The following is a 21634-nucleotide window of genomic DNA, read 5'->3' on the forward strand; positions in this document are numbered from 1 at the left end:
TTATCGGACCTTAACGGGCAGTTATCCCCTACCTAGCTTCCTCGACTTCTCGGTATCTTGAGGTAAGGGTCTTGCCTGTTAAGAGTGGGATAAACGAACGTTATCCAATTTTTTGTGTTAAATTTTCAATTAAATCATTTAATTTATAGTTTTCTAAAGAATCATAAGTGTAATGCCCTGTACCGAATGGCAATTGATTGGTAATGGTATTTTTTACAACGATCGTATGAATGCCCGCTGCAACTGCAGCACGAGATCCGTTTGGTGAGTCTTCGATTGCGATTGCTTCGCTTGCCTTTACTCCTAAACATTCTAATGCTTGATGATAGAGCTCAGGATCTGGTTTTACATTTTTTACACTATCCGCTGTGCAGAAGCATTCAAAATAGTCTCTAATGCCAAGTAGGTCTACGAATTTATCAATCCATGCCTTTTCAGAACTAGTCGCCAAGCCAATTTTCAGCCCTGCCTCTTTTGCTGCTTGTAAATAATCTAGAATACCAGGCCTAATAGCTTCTTTCTCCATCATTTCAGTGTGTGCGTTTTGGATTCTTGTTCTGAACTCATCCAGATCAATCGGAATATTGTGATGTGTGCTTAAATAAGTGTAAGGATTAAAGGAGTTAAGGCTAGTGCCGAGGCATTCTGAGTATTTTTCCAGTGTTAAATCAACACCGTGTTCCTTATAGGCATCTCTAAAAGCGATATACCAAGCTGTTTCTGTATCAATAATCGTACCATCGAAATCAAAAATAATTGCTTTAATCATATCCGTTTCATTTCTCCCTTCAGAATAAAATAGTTATGTCAGAATAGATGACAAAGAAAAATAAAAATAAATAAAATTCACCTTGAAATTATTCGGAAAATGTGAATCTCCTATATAACCGTAACATTAATTTACAAACTGTTCAAGGAATGAAGGCTCAGAAAGGAGTTGATGGTAAGAAAATATAACATACAGAACTATCTATATAATAGCAATGGAACCGCTATTATAAAAAAATTCGAAAAAATTTAAAATGGGCAGTTTTTTTAGTGGATTTAGGTGGATGCCTCGTTTAAAACAGTCTGTGTAATCATTGGAAAATGGATTGATTAGGTTTTAAAAGTTATTATCATGATTTGACCTCAAGATGCCGAGAAATCAAGGAAGCTAGGTGGTGAAACTTGCCCGTAAAGGTCCGATAAGTTCAACTAGCCATCAGTGGAGGATGAAGAAAACCCCCACTGATGGAAAGGTTCGCTTTATTGAAACAGCTAATATATAAAATAAGAAATTTGATAAAAGGGGAGGGTATTTCCCAATGATTCATATCGTAAATGGGGATATTGTTGGAGAAAAAATTAAAAATCTTGTTGGGGAAGTGCTCGTTTGGAGGGAAATGTACGATGTTGGGCCTTTAAGCAGAGATGATTCTAAGGAAGAATGGATAAAGCGTCGTGCCCGCTTTTTCGAGGAAAAGATGGAAATTCCATATTCTCTGTTTATGGATAATTGTACTGCACAAAATCAATTTCTGTTTGATCTGCCAAGAACTGAAGAAATTACATTATGGTTCGAACATGATCGATATGATCAAACGATGCTGCTCTATTTATTGGAAGAATTATCTGTGCTTGGATTTCAAAAAATGAGCATGGTAAGCATTAACAAGTATCCTGGCATAGAACCATTTTTCGGGTTGGGACAATTATCTTCGTCTCAGTTGGAACAACTTTATGAAAATAGCAAACAATCTATTTCACTGGAACAAATTAATGAGGCTAAATCGGCATGGAAAGCATACACTTCTTCTAATCTAAATGATTTGGAGAATTGGATTGATTCGTCACAGGACAAGCTGCCTTTTTTAAAACAAGCGATGGTGGCACATACAAGTTATTTCTCTTCACGTAACGATAGATTAAACGAAGTCGATCTATTGATCCTAGCTTTTTTAAAAGTGAAGCAATGCACTTTTGCCGAGTTATTTAACTATATCAGCAGCCAGCGAATAAAGGATGGATTAAGCGATCTTCATGTTGCTTTTATTCTAAATGGACTCATCAAGCGTGACCATCCATTGTTGCAGAGTGACCATCCATTGCCATCCTATAAAAATTCAACTCCTCATTCTGCTATTTGGATCACATCATATGGTTTGGAAGTGCTTATGGAAATAAATGAAAATTAATAATATTGTTAGAGCTTAAGGACTCTCCTTAAGCTTTTTTTATCGTCTAGGAAATTATAAACGAGATAGAGTTGTGGATAACTTAGCAGTTTGGTCCGCGTCCAGCTCCAGCGCCTATCGCCTATCAAACTTCAGGTCATCTCCCTACGATAAGTCAACATCGATTCGCTATCGCTCATCGTGTTTCCTTTATCACGTTATAACGGGCAGTAAGGTATCGCCTAAGAATTGTGAAGTAGGTGAAAAAACTGCCCGTAAAAACCTGATAGACTCAACTAACCATCAGGGGGAAATCGCCCTGATAGAAGGTTCGTCTTATCTCAGTCGAAGCCTTTCCGAAGTATAAGGAAGTACAAGTGCCGATGTTGCCACAGGACGTGGCGTAGTTAATCGGCCAGTTTGTACGGCGATGATCAAGGCGCTTGCGCTTTTGTTCTTGTCCTGAATAATATCAGTTTTAAAAGTAAAGAAGCATTTTCCAAATCTTGACGTTTATTTACGCTAAGACAACATGGAGTTAATAATTCAACTTTAGCATTAGTTATGAAAAGGGTATGGAATTCTCTTAATAAAAGGGGGCAAGATGCTGCAAGTTTTTTTGTAAATTAAAACAAAAAGTTTTTGCCAAAAGGAATTTTCAAGCTAAAAAATGGAGGAATTAAAAAGTGAAAAAATTAAAAGCAATCTTTCTTACATTATTGTCCGTTTCTATTTTAACAGCTTGTCAATCGAACAAAACATCAGGAGAAGCGCAAGCAAATTCGGATGAAAAAAGTGGAAAGAAAATTGAACTTACATACTGGTATGCGTGGGGAGATAAAATCGGAGAGAACAATCAAAACCTTGCAAAGATGTTTAATGAATCACAAGATAAAATTCACGTAACTGCCGAATTTCAAGGAACGTATGATGATCTTCAAGCGAAAACACAGGCTGCATTTGCTGCCAAAAATGCTCCTGAAGTTACCATGAATGAAATATCATCCATTGGTGTATTCGCCAAATCAGGAATGACTGAAAATTTGACGCCGTTTGTAGAGAAGGATGATATTCAGTTGGATGACTTTAATCCAGGACTTATGGGGAACTCTTATGTAGATGGAAAGTTGTATGGTCTTCCATACTTGCGAAGTACACCAATCCTTTATTTAAACACAACGATGTTGAAGGAAGCAGGCTTAGATCCATCGGGGCCAAAAAACTGGAAAGAGTTTGAAGAATATGCTCGAAAGCTTACTGTAAAAGGAAAGCGCGTTGGCATCAGTATGCCGGCAGATATTTGGTTTTTTGAAGCGTTTGTAGCGCAAAGCGGCGGGAAAATGATTTCGGAAGATGGAAAAAAAGCTGAATTTAATAGCGAAGCAGGAGTTAAAGCTCTTTCTTTTTGGAAAAAACTCGCGAAAGAAGGAATCATTAAAGTGCCTGGAGGAGATGAAGCTGGCGTTATATCTAAACAGGATTTTGCAAATGGGCGTGCTGCGATGGTGTTTTCTTCTACAGCTGACCTATCTTACATGTTGTCCATTGCACAGGAGCAAAAATTTGATTTGAATACAGCGTTTATGCCGGCAAATGATTCTTATGGAGTTCCAACAGGAGGAGCAAATCTTGTAATGACTGCAGGGCTGGATAAAGAAAAACAAGAAGCTGCCTGGGAATTTATTAAATGGATGACAGCGAAAGAACAAACGATTTATGCAAGCAAGTACACAGGCTATCTTCCAAGCCGTATTTCAGCTGGCAATTCAGATGAGATGCAGAACTTGTATAAAGAGAAGCCGCAATTTAAAGTGGCTGTTGATCAATTGCAGTACGGACATGCTAGACCAATGGAAGAAGCCTATCCAGAGGTTGTGAATATTGTGAAGGATGAACTGGCAAGAACCATTTTACAAGCTGATTTAGAACCGAAAAAGGCATTGGATGATGCAGCAGAAAAGGCCAATTCATTGCTTAAATAGTTTGATAGATAAATAGAGAAGGTAAGAAAAGCGCAAGCGCCCTTGCTCATCGACAGAATAAGCTGAGGTCCACAGGATGTGGATTACACAAACGAAGACATAAGGACGTGGCGGTTTTAGTTTTGTGTTCCTTGAAGAGATATAGGAAACACGAAGAACGTAGTGATTCGATGTTGACTACGCAAGCGAGGTGAGGGAAGCGTTGAAGTCGATAGGGCGCTTGCGCTAGACACCTGTCAGACTTCAGAAAACTTATACTTTCTTATCTTTGGACAAAAAGCATCTGCTTCTAAGTATGTTAAGAGAAGTGGATGCTTTAAAGGAGATGATACAAATGGCAGAAATCAAGCTGATAAATGTTTCAAAAAAATATAAAGAAGATGTGGTAGTAGATGACCTGAATGTAACAATTCGCGATGGGTCATTTACTGTGCTTGTCGGACCATCAGGCTGTGGGAAATCAACAACACTTCGAATGATTGCAGGGCTTGAACAGCAATCCGGCGGGGAGATATGGATTGGAAACGAGTGTGTCAATGATACACCTCCTGGAAAACGGAATATTGCGATGGTATTTCAAAACTACGCATTATATCCAACCATGACAGTTAGAGGCAATATTGAGTTTGGTCTTATTAATAAAAAAATTCCTAAAACAGAACGGGAGCAGCTGATCGAAGAGATCTCCGAGATTGTTGGATTGACAGAATACCTGGATAAAAAACCGCAGCAGTTGTCGGGAGGGCAGCGGCAGCGTGTCGCATTAGCCCGAGCAATGGTGAAGAAGCCCAAAGTTTTTATTTTAGATGAACCTTTATCCAACCTAGATGCCAAGCTACGTGGTCAAATGCGCACGGAACTAATCCAACTGCATGAGAAATTAGGCACGACTTTTGTATACGTTACCCATGATCAAGTGGAAGCAATGTCGATGGGTGATGAAATTATTATTTTAAATAAAGGAAAGATCCAGCAAATGGATATTCCAATGAAGGTGTATCATGATCCGAATAATATTTTTACTGCTGAATTTATTGGGACTCCTGCAATGAATATATTCGAATATGAAAAAGTGATGCAGCGTATACCTCAAGTAGAAAAAGATGTTTCGTTTGTTGGCTTTAGACCTGAACATGCCATTTTGCATTTTTCGGAAAAAGTAGAAGAAATCAATAAATTAACGCTTCCCAGCGAGATTTTAACAATGGAAACGTTAGGGGCAGAAACGATCTATACAGTAAAAAACTTTGCAGGGAAAATGAATATTAAAAGCTTTCAGACACCAGTTGAAAAAGGGAAAAAAGCGATCGTTTCCATTCCTTATGAAAAGCTGTATTTTTTTGATAGGGAAGGGGTTAGAATCCGCCATGCTTCCATAAAAAAAGCAAGTCCTGCAGTTATTGGAGGAGTTTAAGATGGAATGGAGCCGATTTCGTCCTTATGCCATGATCCTTCCGGCCATGCTAGTATTTGGTTTGTTTTTTCTATATCCGATCGGCTATATGATTTATTTAAGCGTGCACGATTGGAATTTTGTCAGTCCAGTGAAAAACTTTGTTGGACTTGAAAATTTCAGTGGGTTAATGTCGGAGCCGAAATTTATGGAAGTTATGCAAAATACGTTTACCTACACGGTTTTAACAGTATCCCTTACGATTGTTATTTCTCTTTGTTTAGCAGTCTGGCTCAATAAACAAGGAGCAGTATATGGATTTGTCCAAGGTGCCATATTTAGTCCTCATATTATTTCACTCGTGTCCATTTCCATGCTTTGGATGTGGCTGATGGATACAGATTATGGTTTGTTAAATTGGTTTTTGAATTTACTTGGGATATCCAATGTTCCATGGCTTACAGATCCGAGTACATCGCTGTTATCTCTTGTTATTGTTGCTGTATGGAAAGGAATTGGTTTTAATACCCTTATTTTTATCGCAGGACTTCAAAGTATTCCGCAAGATATGTATGAAGCTGCTGCATTGGATGAAGCGAGTAAATTACGCACATTCATCAAACTGACATTGCCGATGCTGTCGCCTACGTTATTTTTTTTAACTATTATAAGCATTATCAACTCTTTTCAAGTATTTGAAACGATTTCGATCATGACGCAGGGCGGCCCGATTAACTCTACGAATACATTTGTTTATTTCATTTATGAATATGGTTTTCGCTTTTTTAAGATAGGCTTTGCCTCAGCAGCAGGTGTCCTATTATTAATCATTATAAGTCTACTAACCGTTCTGTACTTTAAAGTGCTTGCAAGCCGGGTGCATTACCGCTAAGAAAGGAAGGAAAGAAATGAAAATATCATTGCCTATTAGAATAATGAACGGAATAGGTCTTCTTATCGTAGTATGTATTTTTGCACTCCCCTTTGTTTGGATGCTGTCAACCGCTTTTAAAACATTGGGAGAGACCATGACATTTCCGCCAGAATGGCTGCCAAAAACGATTCATTGGGAAAACTTTGAAACAGCATGGAGTTCTGGTCCGTTTTTAAACTATTTTATTAATAGCATTTTCGTAGCGATTAGCATTCTAATCCTGCAATTTTTAACAATTATTCCTGCAGCCTATGCCTTTGCACGGTATCAATTTAAAGGAAAGAATTTCTTTTTTGCCATTACCATGATTACCTTAATGATTCCGGCACAGCTTATTTTTCTTCCTGTTTATTTGCAAATGAGTGCATGGGGGCTGCTTGATTCACTATGGGCGCTTATTCTTCCTTTTGCTTCTAGTGCCTTTGGAATCTTCTTATTGCGTCAATCTTTTAATCAGGTACCAGAAGAATTATTGGAGGCGGCACGATTAGATGAGGCAAGCGAATGGAAAATTATTGTGAAAATTATGGTTCCAATTGCAAAACCAGTACTGATTACATTTGCCCTTTTTAGTTTTATCACACATTGGAATGACTATTTTTGGCCGCTTGTTATGACAACAAGCGATGCTTCCCGCACACTCCCCCTAGGTATCTCCAAGCTCCGAGAAGTAGAAGGCGGAGTTGCATGGAATATCCTAATGGCTGGAAATATGATATTAGTCCTTCCCATATTAATCGTATTTTTCTTCGCACAACGCCAAATTATCAGAGCATTTGTGTATACAGGAGTTAAGTAAGAAAAGCGGAAGCGAATCGATGTTGACTTATCGTAGGGAGAAGACCTAAAGTATGATAGTCGATAGGCGCTGGAGCTAGACAAAGAAAAGCGGAAGCGCCTTGATCATCGACGCCTGCCCCATGGAAAGCGAAGTGTATGCCAGCTGAGGACTACTCGCAAGAACACCATACTTTTCAGGGAAGACTTCCATGCTAATAGAAATTCACACCATGTCGTATGAAAAAAAGCAGTCTCCCTTCCCTATTTTTTAGCACGGAGCAGCAGGCATATACGAAGACTCCTATGGGATTAGCGGGACAGACGAGACCCCGCAGGAGCGAAGCTTCGAGGAGGCTCGACGCCCGCCCCATGGAAAGCGAAGTATATGCCTGCTGCGGAACCCTTTTTTCATGGTAGGATATCTAAAATAAAAGAAAAGAAATGAGGATGAGAAGATGAATAAATGTGTAGCACACCGTGGATGGTCAGGAAGAGCTCCTGAAAATACCCTTATAGCGTTTAAGCTGGCTCTTTTGGAACCTCAAATAGATGCAATTGAATTGGATGTTCACCTTTCAAAAGATGGTGTTCCTGTAGTCATTCATGATCATTCTTTGGAACGAACAACAAATGGAAATGGTGCAGTAATCGATCATACGGTAGAAGAGCTGCAAGCATTGGATGCAGGGAAATGGTTTAGTCAGCCATTTGAAAGGGAGGGGATTCCCTTATTAGAAGAAGTGCTGTATTTAGCGAAGGGAAGAAAACATCTTCTTATTGAATTAAAGCAGCTTGGAAATCTTTATAATGGGTTAGAAGAAAAGGTAGTAAGAATGATTCATTCCATTGATATGCAGGATCAAGTGACCATCATTTCATTTGATCATGAATCGCTTCGGAAAATAAAGGAACTCGATCATAAAATGGAAGTGGGTTTGCTGTTTTTTGGCTGTCCTACAAAAATAGTGGAGCAGATGGACCATATTGGTGCTAATCATTTATCCATTCATCACCATTTTATTACAAAAGAATTAGTGGATTCGTTGAAGCATCATCCGATTCAAATTGGAGCATGGACGGTGAATGACAGCAAAGCCATTTTGAGAATAAAGAATATAAGCAAAGATATTATGATTACCACCAATCATCCAGAATTGCTGATGATGGATAAAACCGAGCAGCTTTCCTCTCCTTCTATATGATGATAAAAAACAATAAGTGGGTGTGAAAATAATGAATCATTTAACCATTTCTTTTATTATCCCTGCCTTTAATGAAGAAGCGAATATTGCTGGGGTGATTGATGCTATATATACGGAAATGAAGCTGCTTGCGTATCACTTTGAAATTTTATTTATTGATGATGGAAGCACAGATGGAACGATTGAAACGATTCAACAGCTTGCTTTTGATTTCCCGGAAGTGAAGTACCTTTCTTTTACAAGAAATTTTGGAAAAGAAGCCGCTGTTTTAGCGGGACTTCAGCATGCAAAGGGAGAAGCTGTCATTATGATGGATGCTGACTTGCAGCACCCTCCTTCTTTGATAGATCCACTAATTCGAGGCTTTGAAGAAGGCTACGATCAGGTGATAGCAAAACGAAATCGAAAAGGAGATTCCCGAATTCGCTCGCTCCTCTCTTCTAGTTATTATCGCTTGGTGAATAAGGCGGTTGATGTTCGTTTATCCGATGGAGAAGGGGATTTCAGGCTGCTGAGCAGAAGAGCGGTTCAAGCATTATTGACTCTAAGTGAAGGAAATCGGTTTTCAAAAGGTCTGTATTCTTGGATTGGTTTAGAGCAGAAAACGATTTGTTATGAAAATGTAGCTAGAGAGCACGGGGAAACAAAATGGTCCTTTTCCAAACTATTGAATTACGGCATTGATGGCATTATTTCATTCAATAATAAGCCACTGAGATTATGTTTTTATATGGGAACATTTATCCTCCTGTTATCCCTTCTGTATATTGGCATTACTTTTTTTCAAATTCTGCAAAACGGCATTGCCGTTCCAGGTTATTTCACTACCATATCAGCCGTTCTATTTTTAGGCGGTATTCAGCTCGTGTGCATGGGGATTATTGGAGAATATATTGGACGCATCTATTATGAAACAAAAAAACGTCCTCATTATTTAATTAAGCAGACAAATATGGATAAGAGGGAGAATAATGCCATACATCAATCATGAGTTTACTAGATTTGCAGTAGTTGGAGGCATTAATACATTTACTTATTATGCAATTTATCTAGGGTGCCTTCACTTGCTGCATTTGAACTATTTTTTATCCCATATAATCGGGTTTCTTGTCAGCATGGTTGGATCATTTTTTTTGAATGCTTATTTTACTTATAAAATAAAGCCAACTCTCGTAAAGTTTTTGCAGTTCCCGCTGACGCAGCTCGCTAATACTTTATTGACTGCAATGCTGTTATTTCTTTTTGTTGGAATTTTTCATCTTAACAGCAGCTTTGCTCCCATTGCGGTCGTGTTTTTTACTGTTCCTATTACTTTTATGATGACAAGGAGAGTTATGAAACCATCATGATACGAGTTGATAAACAAACATCGCATAAGGAATTGCTGAATCAGGAGAAAGAGGCTGCCAAGGGGAAGAAGAAATTTTTAGTTGTTCTTTTAATAAGTAGTTTTTTAGTGGCTTTTTTAAGTCACTTATTCTTTTTGTCTGAATGGTTTAATGGGAGATATATGGCAGGCGTCGGTGATGGCCTTTCGCAAATGATTCCTTTTAAGCAGCTGCTTTATAAGGAATATACAGAAGGAAATTTTTTTTATTCGAATGAATTTGGTTTGGGAGGAGGAATTTATTCTCAACTCGGCTATTATTTTTCTACCGCTATTGTTTTTCTTATTACAGCGGCAATCACCTTTTTCTTAGAAAGTATTCATCTTATCGATAAACCGGATCTTTTTTACTGGGCCAATATCATTCTTGTTGTCAGTATAATCCGGATGACTTTTATCATTAGCTTTACCGCAATATTTTTCCGATACATAAAATTCCGTGCAACTCCAGCATTTATTGGTGCTTCTTTATATGGAACGAGTGTGATTTATTTTCGTCATGCTGCGTATTGGGATTTTTTTGCAGATGCAATGCTGTGGCTCCCGTTGCTGCTTGTTGGGATTGAAAAAATAATCAGGGAGAAAAAAGCAGGCTGGTTTATAGTCGCTATTGCTGTTAATTTAGTAAATAATTTTTATTTTTCGTATATCAATTTGCTGCTGGCAGGTTTGTATATCATTTTTCGATGGCTGTTTCCATTAAAGGAAAAGGAAACAGGAAAAATGCAGCAAGTAAAAATATATGCATGTAGCGGGGTGGCTGCATTTGGCATAAGTTCCGTCTCTTTTATTCCTGCTGTGAGCGGGTATTTACATAATTATCGTCCTCCATACGAAGGAGATATTCGTATTTATGCGTTTACGGATAATCCATTATGGAGTGGAAAGATAGTGAGTTTGCCGATCTTTGCTGTTCTCTGTCTTTTCCTGTTTTCTTTTTATAAAGACCGTTTATTTCGCTTATTTGCGTGCATGACGATTTTGTTGTTTTTTATGCATTTTAGTCCCTTGGTAGCAAGTGCTTTTAATGGATTTTCGGCACCACAGTACCGCTGGGAATATTTTTTATCCTTAACAGCGGGAGGAGTTGCGGCAGCCGGATTGCAAAATATGCATAAAGTGAAAAGCTGGGAAGTGGCTCTTTCCATTGGAGGAGCAGTTGCATTATATATAGTTATATTTCTAAACGATGCAGGAGCTTCTGTTGCTTCTGTGCTGGAATCTTATGAAGTTTATCCCACATTAGGTGTTGCCTTTCTTTTTGTTTGCTATAGTTGGAAAAAAAATAAAAAGATATTTGCTGGCTTAACGATTGCATTGTTCATTTCGTGTGTATACATAGCAAACCAGTATCAAAAAGAAAAACTTTCTGATAAAGGATTGATGAAAGAAGCTTCAAAAAATTTTATGCAAAGTGATGCATATAATGGAAAAGATCAATTGGAATTAGTAAAAAAGATACAATCACAGGAAAAAGACCCTTTTGCACGAATTGATTGGATGATTGATATGCGCAATAATACGCCTATTGTCCAAAACTTTAAAGGATTCAGTATATATTCGAGCATCCTAAATAAACAACTGCTGTTTTTCTATTTATTTGACTTGGAGATAGATATGGGGCGGGAGAGTGTCAGCCGGTACGGAACACTCGGCGACAGAGCTAATTTATACAGTTTATTAAATGGCACTTATTATATAGCGGAAAAAGGATATAAAAGCATTCCTTATGGATTTGAAAAGGTGCTGACGAGTGGAAAGTATGTTGCTTATAAAAATACAAATAGTCTGCCGTTTTTTCGGACAACGGACACTGTTTATCTTGAGAATGAACTTGCCAATGCCTCTCCTGTTGCCAAAGAAAGAGCTATGCTTGAAGGGATTGTTTTAAAAGAAGGAGCTGGAGGAGAAGAGAATATTCCTGAAACCGAGAATAGGATTGGCGAAGCAACAATAAAGGATGCAGGTGCTTCTTATCATGGAAATATTTTGGCTGTAACAGCTGATGAAGGTGGAGTGGATTTAAGATTGGATGATCCTAACTCCGCTGTTAAGGACTATTATCTATCTTTTTACTTAAAAAGTTTAAAAGACAAAAAAGATGATGAATATAGTTTAAAAGTAAATGACTATGTGACTACAAGGAAATCAAATCATTCGATTTATAAAACGAACGTCAACAAGGTTAACATCCGAGTGCCAAAAGCGAACCGGATTTCTATCCGAGTTCCTAAAGGAACCTATAAATTGACTGATTTTGCACTTTATGAAGAAGATTATCATGTATTAGAATCAATAAAACAGGAAACGGATAAGAAACCAAATGTGCCTATTGCTTTTTCAGGGAATAAAATAACTATTTCCTATAACAACCAAACAAATCAAGAATATATGATTCTACCTGTTCCTTTTGAGAAGGGGTGGAATGCTTCAATTAATGGAAAAAAGCAAGAAGTTCTGCAAGCTAATTATGCATTTACTGGAATGAAGCTGCAGAAAGGGATAAATGAAATCGAACTGGTGTATGAACCGCCGTATTTCCGATGGTCCCTTTTTATAACGATTAGTTCGTTAATCATCGTTCTGTTTGTTTTTAGAAGAAGGAAAGCAGTTGCTGTTTCCGCTCGCTTGCCACATTCCATGTAGTTTGTTTATTTTATTTAGTGAGTGAATCTGTTTAGGTTCCTGAGATGTAACATTTATCAATGGTTCACGTCTAACAAGGAAAAAGGGGGAATCAGGCGTGAACCATAAGAGATATTTAATCGGTATTTACATGTTCTTTTTACTTATTGTAACTGGCTGTACGGTTCAATCGAGTGACGAACCGCCAGCAGCTATTGTAAAAATAAAGGATGAAAAGATGGCAACAACAAAAGGAGGCTATAGCTGGGAAAAGAAGGGGTTATTTTCAAATCATGCCGTTATCGCGGATGCTGCTGCACCATTACAAATAGCCGAAGATTTGAACGTAAATTTAGTAAAACCAAATTCAGCAGCAGATGTAGTGTTTAGTGACGGATCCCATCCGCAATTACACGCCTATTTATGGGAGGGAGAACAAAGAGGGAAAGAATTAGCTGTGAAAAAACAGCAGTTAAGCTTACCTTCAGAGGAAGGAAAATATGTCATTGAATTATTCGCTGAATGGCCGAACGGTGACTCTTCCTATACATTTGTTGTAGAAATAAAATAAAACACCCACTATATGAAGTGAATGGAAGGGGAATCCCGCCAATTTTTTCATATAGTGGGTGTTTTTATTCTTGTATTCTACTAAATAAAGGATATTATGTAACTTTCTTAAGATGAAGCCAAATCCTTTTACAGTAAATGTTTAACTTGCGGCATGGAGATGCGGCAGTGACGATCTGTTTCCATTCCTCGAGCATCTGGTGAATGGTTAAAATGTTTGATATTGTTGTAAATAGTTGCCGCATTATCTACAACGTCTTTATCCGTAATATCAATGGAAGAAATGTTAATTTCATCTGCTTCCACCTCGATTATTCGGAATGCATGTTGGTCCAGGCATGCTGAGGTTTGGACAAAAGTCCAATTTTTTTGCTGTACGATGGAATCAACATGGGTATGACCATTTACATATATGCCAATCCCATCTTTTTGTTCTAAAATTTTCCACATATCGATGCTAGGATGAATGGAGCCTTTATCCATATCAGAGTTTTTCGTCGTGTTATATACAGGATGATGTGCAAACACGATTAATGGTTTTGTTCCGGATGTCCATACTACTTCCTGAAACCAATTTAATTGTTCCTCGTCGATCCAGCCTCCCCAATCTTCAAAATCCATTTCTTTCGCCGTATCTAAAAAGGCAAATACTGCAGTTTCTGTAGTAATAGAATGATAGCGAGGTTGATCCGTAATAGCGAGAACTTCTCTTCTTGTTAGGCCATATAAATCGTGATTTCCTAAAACGTGGAAAAAATTCCGGTCTCTTTTTCTTAATAGTTTATAAACACCCTCTAATTCCAGCTTAAGACCAAAATTAGTTAAATCTCCAACTGATACATGCATATCCGCATCCACCTCTAAAAAACGTTCAATAAATACTCGATAGAAATTAGCACGTGCATCCAATAAACCTGTTACTGACTCATCAATTGCCGGAAAATGCAAATCACCCATTACAACAATTTTCATCCTCATTCTCCTATCTGTTATTTATTAGTGAACATCATCAGCTAGGATAAAATTGGCTCCCTAACTAGTTATAGGTTAATGGATGAATATTAATGGGGAGTTGGAATCGTATTAATAAAATGTAAAATCTGGATGTTTTCCTAATGAATTTCGTATTATTTTAAAGAGATTCATTAATAAAAACGAAAAACTTAACACCATCTATAGTATTATTTTTGTTTATAAATGTAAAAAACAAGAAAATTTAAAGTGGATTTTGGAGAAAGTAGAGATGGTTGGTTTATTTTATAATAGAAGAGGTAGGTCCCAATTGAAGTATAAGGAAATATAAAGTGAACCTTCCATCAGTGGAGGTTTGGTTCATCCTTCACTGATGGAAAGCTTGAGGTCCACAGGAAGTGGATCACACAAACGAGACATAAGGAAGTGGCGATCTTAGTTTGTGTACCTCCCTCGGATCTTTACGGGCGAGTTTCAACACCTAGCTTCCTCGATTTCTCAGCATCTTGAGGCGGGGGTTTTACTGCCCGTTAAGAGTGGGATAAAAGCAAGCCTCCAGTCAGACGAAAGGTCATTCGTTTACTGGGGACTTGCTTTTTATGTTATAAATTCCATTTCTTTTTCATTTTTTCTTTTAAATTATCAGCCATTTCTTTTCCTTTTTCTTGGACCTTTTCATTATGCTGCGCCTTTTTTGCTGCATCCACTGCTTTTTCTTTTAATTGTTCCATTTTACTCATGTAGCAAAAAACCTCCTTTTATTTTCTACTTACTATATAGACGGTATAGAACATTTTAAACATGATGTATAGAAAATGGGTGGTGAGCGGCCGGAAAAAAGCGGGTGAGCAACGAGAAAAAGCTGGTGCATTTCACTTCCTTATGACATTTGTCATTTTAGATTGGTGACATCTGCGACTAATCAAGTGTTGTCATCCGTCTTACAATGGAAGTACAAAGTTGGAGGTGTTGAGCATGGAAAATATTATTCAATTACAGAATGTTTCCAAATTATTTCACAATCATAAGGCAGTAGATGCTATTTCTTTTACCATAAAAAAAGGAGAAACAGTGGCTATTTTAGGTGCGAATGGTGCGGGCAAAACGACCACTATTTTAATGCTGCTTGGTCTGATGAAGGCAAGCACTGGTTCGGTACGGTTATTTCAGTCAGATTTTCCCCTATATGCTTCTAATTTATCTTATTTTGTCAGTTGTCTGTGCTTTTAACACTTTGTCTACACTCTGGGGGAAGTTATTTAACTACCCTAATTATTATATTTTCATCATTTTTTTAAATCCTGTAAAAAAAGTGCTTGTTAAAACTAATGGTATTAGTTATTATAAAACTAACAGCATTAGTTTTATTAGAAAGGGTGAAAAGAATGAGATTAGTAAGAAGAAATTTTTTGTATCAATTAACTTTTTTGCCTCATGTATTTCCAGTGAACTGCTACATTATTGAGGAAGAAAACGAGCTTACATTAATCGATGCAGCATTGCCTCCAAGCCATAAGAAAATACTGGAGACTGCGGAGAAATTAAAAAAGAAAATAACAAGAATACTACTAACACATGCCCATGGAGACCATATTGGATCATTAGATGTATTAAAACAACATCTTCCTGATGCAAAAGTGTATATTTCGGAAAGAGATGCCCGCATTTTAAATGGAGATCACTCCATTGATAAAGAGGAAGAGCCTTTTCCATTAAGAGGAGGGCTTCCGAAAAATGTAGTGACTAAGCCAGATGTTTTGCTAAAAGAGGGAGATCGAATAGGATCGTTGACTTGTATTAAAATGCCGGGCCACACTCCTGGCAGCATGGCTTTTTTAGACACTAGGGATAATAGTTTAATCGCTGGAGATGCGTTTCAAACACAAGGCGGTTTAGCAATTTCTGGACAGCGGAAACTCTTATTTCCTTTCCCAGCCATGGCAACGTGGAATAAGGAAGCAGCAGCAAATAGCGCTAAAAAAATATTGCTGCTTCCCATTTCGCTTTTAGCTGTAGGACATGGGAACTTGCTGGAAAACCCGCAAGATCAATTGCAAAAAATAATAAAGTAAACTTCCATCAGTGGGTTTTTCCTCATCCCCCACTGATAGTTAGTTGCACTTATCGGACCTTTACGGGCGAGTTTCAACACCTAGCTTCCTCGATTTCTCGTAATCTTGAGGCGGGGGTCTTACTGCCCAGTTAAGAGTGAGATAAATAGCTAAGTAAAGGAGAAGTATATTATGTCACCAAGAGCAGGAATCGTACTAGAAGATATTATAAGAGCAGCTGTAGAAATAGCAGATAAACAAGGGCTGCAGGAGGTGACGATGGCAAATTTAGCAAAACGCCTGAATATAAAATCACCGTCTCTTTATAATCATATCAACGGCTTGTCGGAATTGTTTAATCGTTTGACACTTCTTGGAGGGGAAAGTTTATACGCAGAATTAAAGCAGGCTGCAGAAGGATTGGAAAAAGAAGAATCTATTCATTCTTTAGGCAAGGCATATATCGCTTTTTCAAGGAAGCATCCTGGATTATATGATTTAACTTTACAGGCTCCAGACCCAGAACAAACAGAACTTGTTGCAATATCCGATAAAATTATCGCTCTGCTTGTTGATGTGCTGCAAGATTATGATTTAGATGAGAGGGCATCCATTCATGCTATTCGTGGATTCAGAAGCATTCTTCATGGATTTGCCTCCATCGAGCTGAAAAATGGATTTGGCATTCCACTGGATATAGATAAAAGCTTCCGACTATTGATTGACACTTTTTTAGCTGGAATAGAAAAAATGAAGGGATAAATTAGGGAGTGACCTTAGGCCTTAACTCGAATTTGTCCCAATAAAACGGGAGGGCAACATTAATGAATTTTATTGTCTTTACACTTCTTTTTACTATAGTCTGTGGGATTTTAGATAGCAAGGCAAGAAGAAAGGAGATGAACTAGTTATGTTTGCAGGGCATTTTGGACTCGCAGCCATAGTTAAAGCGAAAAACCCGGATATTCCATTATGGACACTAATGGCAGGATCGCAGCTGCTTGATATTGCTTTTGTTCCATTATTGTTGACAGGTTCAGAAAGTATAGAAACGGTAGGAGATGGGGGCTATGGTGCCGGCATTTTTTCCATCGATTATTCTCATTCATTCGTTAGTTCCATCATTATTTCCCTTATTGTCGGGCTCATTGCTTCACGATTTTTAGGGAAAAAACAGGCATTTGTTATCGGATCTGTCGTTTTCAGCCACTGGATATTGGATGTCATTGTTCACCGTCCTGATTTAAGCATACTCCCAGGCAATCTTGGGCGTTTACCACAAATAGGATTTGGGTTGTGGCAATGGCCAGTTGCTTCGATGCTGCTTGAGCTGCTGATTGTTGTAATAGGGGGAATGATGTATTATCGCTCCATGAAAAAGGATATAAATAAACAAAGCAAAAAACTTGGCCTCTTTACAAGTGGTTTAGTGAGTGTATTATTGATTTTAGCATTGATAAGTGATTTTATGGCTAGATAGAATATATAGGGTAAGACAGTATTGCTGGGAAGGGTGGCTTAATTAGTTGCCCTTTTTTTGTGCCAAGAGGCGGAAAAAAAGAGCATATTCGTTAAAAACTATAGGACTACATTTATCACCTCTAAATACTTTTGAGTTATTTATTTTTAGAATATTTTAAATAATAAATAAAATAAAGGAAGATAGGTTTACAAAACAACCTTTAAATAGTATATTATTGATAACTAATATACTATAGGGGGGTATAGTAAAAAGGACTTCGTTTGTAATGAGAAATATTTAACTAGAATGGAGTGGTTGTCTTGAATAAAAGAATAAAAATAGCAGTTAATGGTGGTATTCATTTTGGAGCAAAACTGAATGCAAAGCAGCTAATTTTACTGGCAAAATATATAGGAGCTGGAGAGGAGCTGGAGTTGACCACTTTTCAACAGCTTTATTTGGAAATCGAAGAAGGAAAAAAGGAAGAGATTATTGCTGAATTGGAAGATGCTGGACTCAGCTGTTATGAAGTTGGAAACTTCGTCAAGAGTTTAAGAACATGCAACTTTTGCAAAGGTTCAGAGGAGGAGGGAATGCCTGTTGCTATCGAGCTAAATAAAAGAATTGCAGGGATTCCTGTTCCTTTTACGCTAAAACCGGCTTATACGGGATGTCCAATCGGATGTGGGGAGCCTTTAGTTAACGATATAGGAATTATGAAAATAAAAGATACGTACAATTTATATATTGGCGGAAAAGCAAAGGGCAAAGATGCAACGGTGGGCAGTCTCGTAATGGAAAAACTAACACCGGAAGAATTATATTCAGCAGTTGAGCAAATAATCCATTTATACAAGGAAAGTGGGAAAAAACGAGAGCAATTCCACCGATTTGTTAATAGAATGGGCAAGGACAACATTATTGCGAGTATAAGTTAACGTTTCAAGCATAATAGAATTGAAAGCTGATAGAATCAAAAAAGGATGGATGTGCCAACTTGTTCAAGGCACACCCATCCTTTTTTATCCCACTCTTAACGGGCAGTAAGACCCCCACCTCGGGGATGTTGAGGAATGTCTCATGTTGCGAATCTTTATTTGCATGGGTGTCTATCCTGAAAAAAGGGTCCGCAGGTTGAATACACTTCGCTTTCCTTCTCCATACTAAATACCCTTCGTATTAAGTGTAATGACTTTCAATTCCGTCATTTCTTCCATTGCGAAACGAGGACCTTCTTTTCCGATGCCGCTCTGCTTTATCCCACCATATGGCATAGAGTCCGCTCTTGAAATAGAAGCATTGTTGATATTAACTCCTCCTACTTTGAAACGTTTTGCCAGGCTGATTGCTGTATGTATATTACTTGTAAATACACCTGCTTGAAGCCCATATTTACTATTATTTACCATTTCGATAAGCTGATTTAAATCGTTGTACACTTGAATATTTACAATTGGACCAAAAATTTCTTCACACATTACTTTACTTAAACTATCTGCATTTATTAGAATGGTAGGATCATATAAAGAACCTGTGCGCTTTCCTCCGTATATGATTTCTGCTCCATCTGAAACAGCTTCTTTCACCCATTCTTCCATGCGTTCTGCCTGCGATCGATTAATTAGCGGTCCAACGTCCGTAGTGGGTAATTGAGGGTCTCCCACCTGCAGTTTTTTTGTTAACGCAACAAATGATTCGATAAATGTTTGGGCAATATCAGAATGAACATAAATCCGCTGTGCTGATATGCAGACTTGTCCAGCACATGCAAACGCTGCTTTCACTAACGTCTCAGCTGCAAGTTTAATATCTGCATCGAAATGAACAACATTAGGGGCATTGGAGCCTAATTCTAAGGCTACTCTTCGGAAGCCTGATTTATTCTTAATATGGAGTCCTACTTTGGCGCTTCCAGTAAAAGAGTAAAAGTTTATTCTTTCGTCTTCTAATAGAATATCTCCCACATTTTTACCGGTGCCAACGACCATATTTAGGAAGCCTTTTGGCAATCCAGCTTCGGCTAATAGATTGACAAGGAGCTCTCCCGTTCTGGTAGTTTGCTCAGAGGGTTTGAAAATTACTGTATTTCCTGCTGCAAGGGCAGGGGCAATTTTGTGTGCTGCTAAATTTAAAGGAAAATTAAAGGGAGTTATCGCGCAGACCACTCCAACTGGTTCTCGAATGGTTATTCCTAGAGAGGAATCGGATCCGGCAGAAGGCATTAAACTTTCCGTATACCCATACATTCTTTTTACTTCCTCGGAAGAACTTTGAAATGTATCAATGGCTCTATTCACTTCCGCTTCTGCATCTTTGATTGTTTTGCCGCAATCTTCTACAATAATAACAGCTATTTCTTTTCTTCGTTCTTTTAGTAGAGTTGCAGTCATGGCTAATATTTCTGATCTTTCATTCAAAGAAAGCTTGTTGGTGTGAAAGGTTTCAACAGAGTTTTTAATTAACTGTTTCATTTCGGTAAAAGTAGGTTCTATTAATGTAGCGAGTTTTTCCTTATTCCAAGGGTTATATATATCCAGCCTTGCATCATTAGCAGATATGATCCATTCACCGTTTTTATACATGCTGATTACGTTATCTATATTCATTTCTTTTTCTACCTTAGCCTCATTAGCAGATACCATTGATTTACTGTTTACGTTCATGTTCATTAATTTTTCCATATTGATTCCTCCAGAGCCAGCTCTAATATATTTAACCCTTTTTGTACTTCCTCTTCTGTCGCAATAAGAGGCACTAATAAACGAATGACATTATCGTATTGTCCACATTTTATTATTAGCAAGCCATTATCACGGCAATTTTTTAGTATTTGGTTCGTCAATTCCACATGAGGCTCCTTGCTTACAGGGTCTTTTACTATTTCAATCGCATTCATGGCACCAAGCCCTCGAACATCGCCAATTTGGGGGAATTTGGTTTGAAAATCCTTTAAGCGGTTCATAATTAGATCACCTATAATCATTGCTCTTTCACAGAGATTATTTTTTTCCAGATAGTCGATTGCTGCTAATGCACCGGAACAGGCGACAGGATTTCCACCGTAAGTCCCTCCAAGTGCACCAGGTTTTGGAGCATCCATTAATTCTTTTTTTCCAATAACAGCGCTAAGAGGAAGACCAGATGATAAAGATTTGCCTACTGTCATTAAATCAGGGGTGATTCCTGCATGTTCGATTGCAAACATCTTGCCAGTTCTTCCAAACCCTGTTTGAATTTCATCCACTATTAATAAAATATTGTATTTATCACATATTTTTCGCAGTGCCTGAAAGAAAAGAGGGGGTCCTACAATAAATCCGCCATCCCCTTGAACTGGTTCTACTATAATGGCAGCAATATCGTCTGTTGTATAAATAGAGTTGATATTGTCTTCCAGCTGTTCCATGCATTTTTCCACCACTTTCTCTTCTGTACTTCCAAAGGGGGAACGGTAAGGATAAGGATAATATTCATGATGGATATAAGGAGCAAGTGGTCCATAATTTATTTTAAAAGGATTAGATTTGCCTGTTAATGTCATTGTTAAGAATGTACGGCCATGAAAAGCATTTTTAAACGCAATTACATGAGTTTTTCCTGTAGCATAACGAGCGATTTTAATGGCATTTTCAACAGCCTCGGCTCCGCTGTTAGCCAATAAAACTTTAGCATCAGGAATTGGACATATTTCTGTGAGTTTTTTAGCTAATTGAATATAGGATGGATAGCCAATGACACTAAAACATGTATGGATTAATTCAGCTGTTTGCTTTTGAATGGCTTCTACCACTTCAAATGGTGTGTGGCCCATATTTAAAGCACCGATGCCAGCTGCAAAATCAAGGTATTTATTTCCTTCGATATCTTCGACCCAGCAGCCATGGGACTTAACGGCAATATTCTTTTCAGCAGTTGCTACCCCTCTCGTTACATACTTATCCCAATCTTGTATCAACTGTTCCTTCTGCTTTATTTGATCGATTGTTTCCATATGTATTTCCCCTCCATTTTTTAGTGGTTTAGTAAGTTGAAAGGAGCTCCATCAAATTATTAGGAAGCTCCTTCATTCATCTATTTAAAAAAACTCTTTTCGAATAGATTGTTGTTATTTAACCCACAT

20 protein-coding genes are annotated in these 21634 nt (G+C 37.8%); 15 read left to right on the plus strand and 5 right to left on the minus strand.

Features of this window, described 5'->3' with window-relative positions; genetic code table 11:
* Positions 1-100: 100 nt before the first annotated feature.
* The gene (locus ACTYBU_RS05055; protein ID WP_445487675.1) at positions 101-769 is read right to left on the minus strand and encodes an HAD family hydrolase; all 669 of its coding nucleotides are present in this window, start codon (positions 767-769) and stop codon (positions 101-103) included.
* 538 nt (positions 770-1307) lie between these two features.
* Between ACTYBU_RS05055 and ACTYBU_RS05060 the strand changes: the two genes are divergently transcribed.
* From ACTYBU_RS05060 to ACTYBU_RS05105, 10 genes are all read left to right on the plus strand, one after another.
* Positions 1308-2177 (plus strand): DUF1835 domain-containing protein, encoded by an 870-nt coding sequence (locus ACTYBU_RS05060; protein WP_445487676.1) that lies wholly within the window; start codon positions 1308-1310, stop codon positions 2175-2177.
* Positions 2178-2842: 665 nt separating this feature from the next.
* A complete protein-coding gene (locus ACTYBU_RS05065) occupies positions 2843-4138 on the plus strand; it encodes an ABC transporter substrate-binding protein (RefSeq protein ID WP_445487678.1) in 1296 nt (431 codons plus the stop codon).
* Positions 4139-4472: 334 nt separating this feature from the next.
* Positions 4473-5552 carry an ABC transporter ATP-binding protein gene (locus ACTYBU_RS05070; RefSeq protein WP_445487680.1) on the plus strand — a complete coding sequence of 360 codons (1080 nt, stop codon included), beginning with the start codon at positions 4473-4475 and terminating at the stop codon, positions 5550-5552.
* Between the two features lies 1 nt (position 5553).
* Complete coding sequence (locus ACTYBU_RS05075; RefSeq protein WP_445487682.1) at positions 5554-6423, plus strand: carbohydrate ABC transporter permease; 870 nt, start codon at positions 5554-5556, stop codon at positions 6421-6423.
* Positions 6424-6439: 16 nt separating this feature from the next.
* Positions 6440-7264 (plus strand): carbohydrate ABC transporter permease, encoded by an 825-nt coding sequence (locus ACTYBU_RS05080; RefSeq protein ID WP_445487684.1) that lies wholly within the window; start codon positions 6440-6442, stop codon positions 7262-7264.
* A 436-nt stretch (positions 7265-7700) separates the two neighbouring features.
* The gene (locus ACTYBU_RS05085; RefSeq protein WP_445487686.1) at positions 7701-8447 is read left to right on the plus strand and encodes a glycerophosphodiester phosphodiesterase; all 747 of its coding nucleotides are present in this window, start codon (positions 7701-7703) and stop codon (positions 8445-8447) included.
* Between the two features lie 31 nt (positions 8448-8478).
* Positions 8479-9438, plus strand: a complete 960-nt coding sequence (locus ACTYBU_RS05090; protein WP_445487687.1) for a glycosyltransferase family 2 protein — start codon at positions 8479-8481, stop codon at positions 9436-9438.
* Positions 9419-9796 carry a GtrA family protein gene (locus ACTYBU_RS05095; protein ID WP_445487689.1) on the plus strand — a complete coding sequence of 126 codons (378 nt, stop codon included), beginning with the start codon at positions 9419-9421 and terminating at the stop codon, positions 9794-9796. The genes ACTYBU_RS05090 and ACTYBU_RS05095 overlap by 20 nt, the downstream gene beginning before the upstream one ends.
* Positions 9793-12480 carry a YfhO family protein gene (locus tag ACTYBU_RS05100; protein WP_445487691.1) on the plus strand — a complete coding sequence of 896 codons (2688 nt, stop codon included), beginning with the start codon at positions 9793-9795 and terminating at the stop codon, positions 12478-12480. The genes ACTYBU_RS05095 and ACTYBU_RS05100 overlap by 4 nt, the downstream gene beginning before the upstream one ends.
* A 97-nt stretch (positions 12481-12577) precedes the next feature.
* Positions 12578-13030, plus strand: a complete 453-nt coding sequence (locus tag ACTYBU_RS05105; protein WP_445487692.1) for a hypothetical protein — start codon at positions 12578-12580, stop codon at positions 13028-13030.
* Positions 13031-13158: 128 nt separating this feature from the next.
* Here ACTYBU_RS05105 and ACTYBU_RS05110 read toward each other — a convergent pair whose 3' ends face one another.
* Together ACTYBU_RS05110 and ACTYBU_RS05115 are read right to left on the minus strand one after the other, a co-directional pair.
* Positions 13159-14001 carry a metallophosphoesterase family protein gene (locus ACTYBU_RS05110; RefSeq protein ID WP_445487694.1) on the minus strand — a complete coding sequence of 281 codons (843 nt, stop codon included), beginning with the start codon at positions 13999-14001 and terminating at the stop codon, positions 13159-13161.
* Between the two features lie 602 nt (positions 14002-14603).
* Complete coding sequence (locus tag ACTYBU_RS05115; RefSeq protein WP_445487695.1) at positions 14604-14741, minus strand: hypothetical protein; 138 nt, start codon at positions 14739-14741, stop codon at positions 14604-14606.
* Positions 14742-14976: 235 nt separating this feature from the next.
* Here ACTYBU_RS05115 and ACTYBU_RS05120 point away from each other — a divergent pair, with 235 nt between their 5' ends.
* From ACTYBU_RS05120 to ACTYBU_RS05140, 5 genes are all read left to right on the plus strand, one after another.
* Positions 14977-15231, plus strand: coding sequence for an ATP-binding cassette domain-containing protein (locus tag ACTYBU_RS05120; protein WP_445487697.1), 255 nt, complete (start codon positions 14977-14979; stop codon positions 15229-15231).
* A gap of 155 nt (positions 15232-15386) precedes the next feature.
* The gene (locus ACTYBU_RS05125; protein ID WP_445488132.1) at positions 15387-16073 is read left to right on the plus strand and encodes an MBL fold metallo-hydrolase; all 687 of its coding nucleotides are present in this window, start codon (positions 15387-15389) and stop codon (positions 16071-16073) included.
* Positions 16074-16244: 171 nt separating this feature from the next.
* Positions 16245-16814 carry a TetR/AcrR family transcriptional regulator gene (locus ACTYBU_RS05130; protein ID WP_445487698.1) on the plus strand — a complete coding sequence of 190 codons (570 nt, stop codon included), beginning with the start codon at positions 16245-16247 and terminating at the stop codon, positions 16812-16814.
* Positions 16815-16962: 148 nt separating this feature from the next.
* Positions 16963-17532, plus strand: a complete 570-nt coding sequence (locus ACTYBU_RS05135) for a permease (RefSeq protein ID WP_445487700.1) — start codon at positions 16963-16965, stop codon at positions 17530-17532.
* Positions 17533-17834: 302 nt separating this feature from the next.
* Complete coding sequence (locus ACTYBU_RS05140) at positions 17835-18452, plus strand: nitrite reductase (protein WP_445487702.1); 618 nt, start codon at positions 17835-17837, stop codon at positions 18450-18452.
* Between the two features lie 225 nt (positions 18453-18677).
* Here ACTYBU_RS05140 and ACTYBU_RS05145 read toward each other — a convergent pair whose 3' ends face one another.
* Complete coding sequence (locus ACTYBU_RS05145) at positions 18678-20195, minus strand: aldehyde dehydrogenase family protein (protein WP_445487704.1); 1518 nt, start codon at positions 20193-20195, stop codon at positions 18678-18680.
* Positions 20183-21505 (minus strand): 4-aminobutyrate--2-oxoglutarate transaminase, encoded by a 1323-nt coding sequence (gabT, locus tag ACTYBU_RS05150; protein WP_445487705.1) that lies wholly within the window; start codon positions 21503-21505, stop codon positions 20183-20185. The genes ACTYBU_RS05145 and gabT overlap by 13 nt, the downstream gene beginning before the upstream one ends.
* Positions 21506-21634 lie beyond the last annotated feature (129 nt).

Source organism: Niallia sp. 03133, assembly GCF_052663225.1.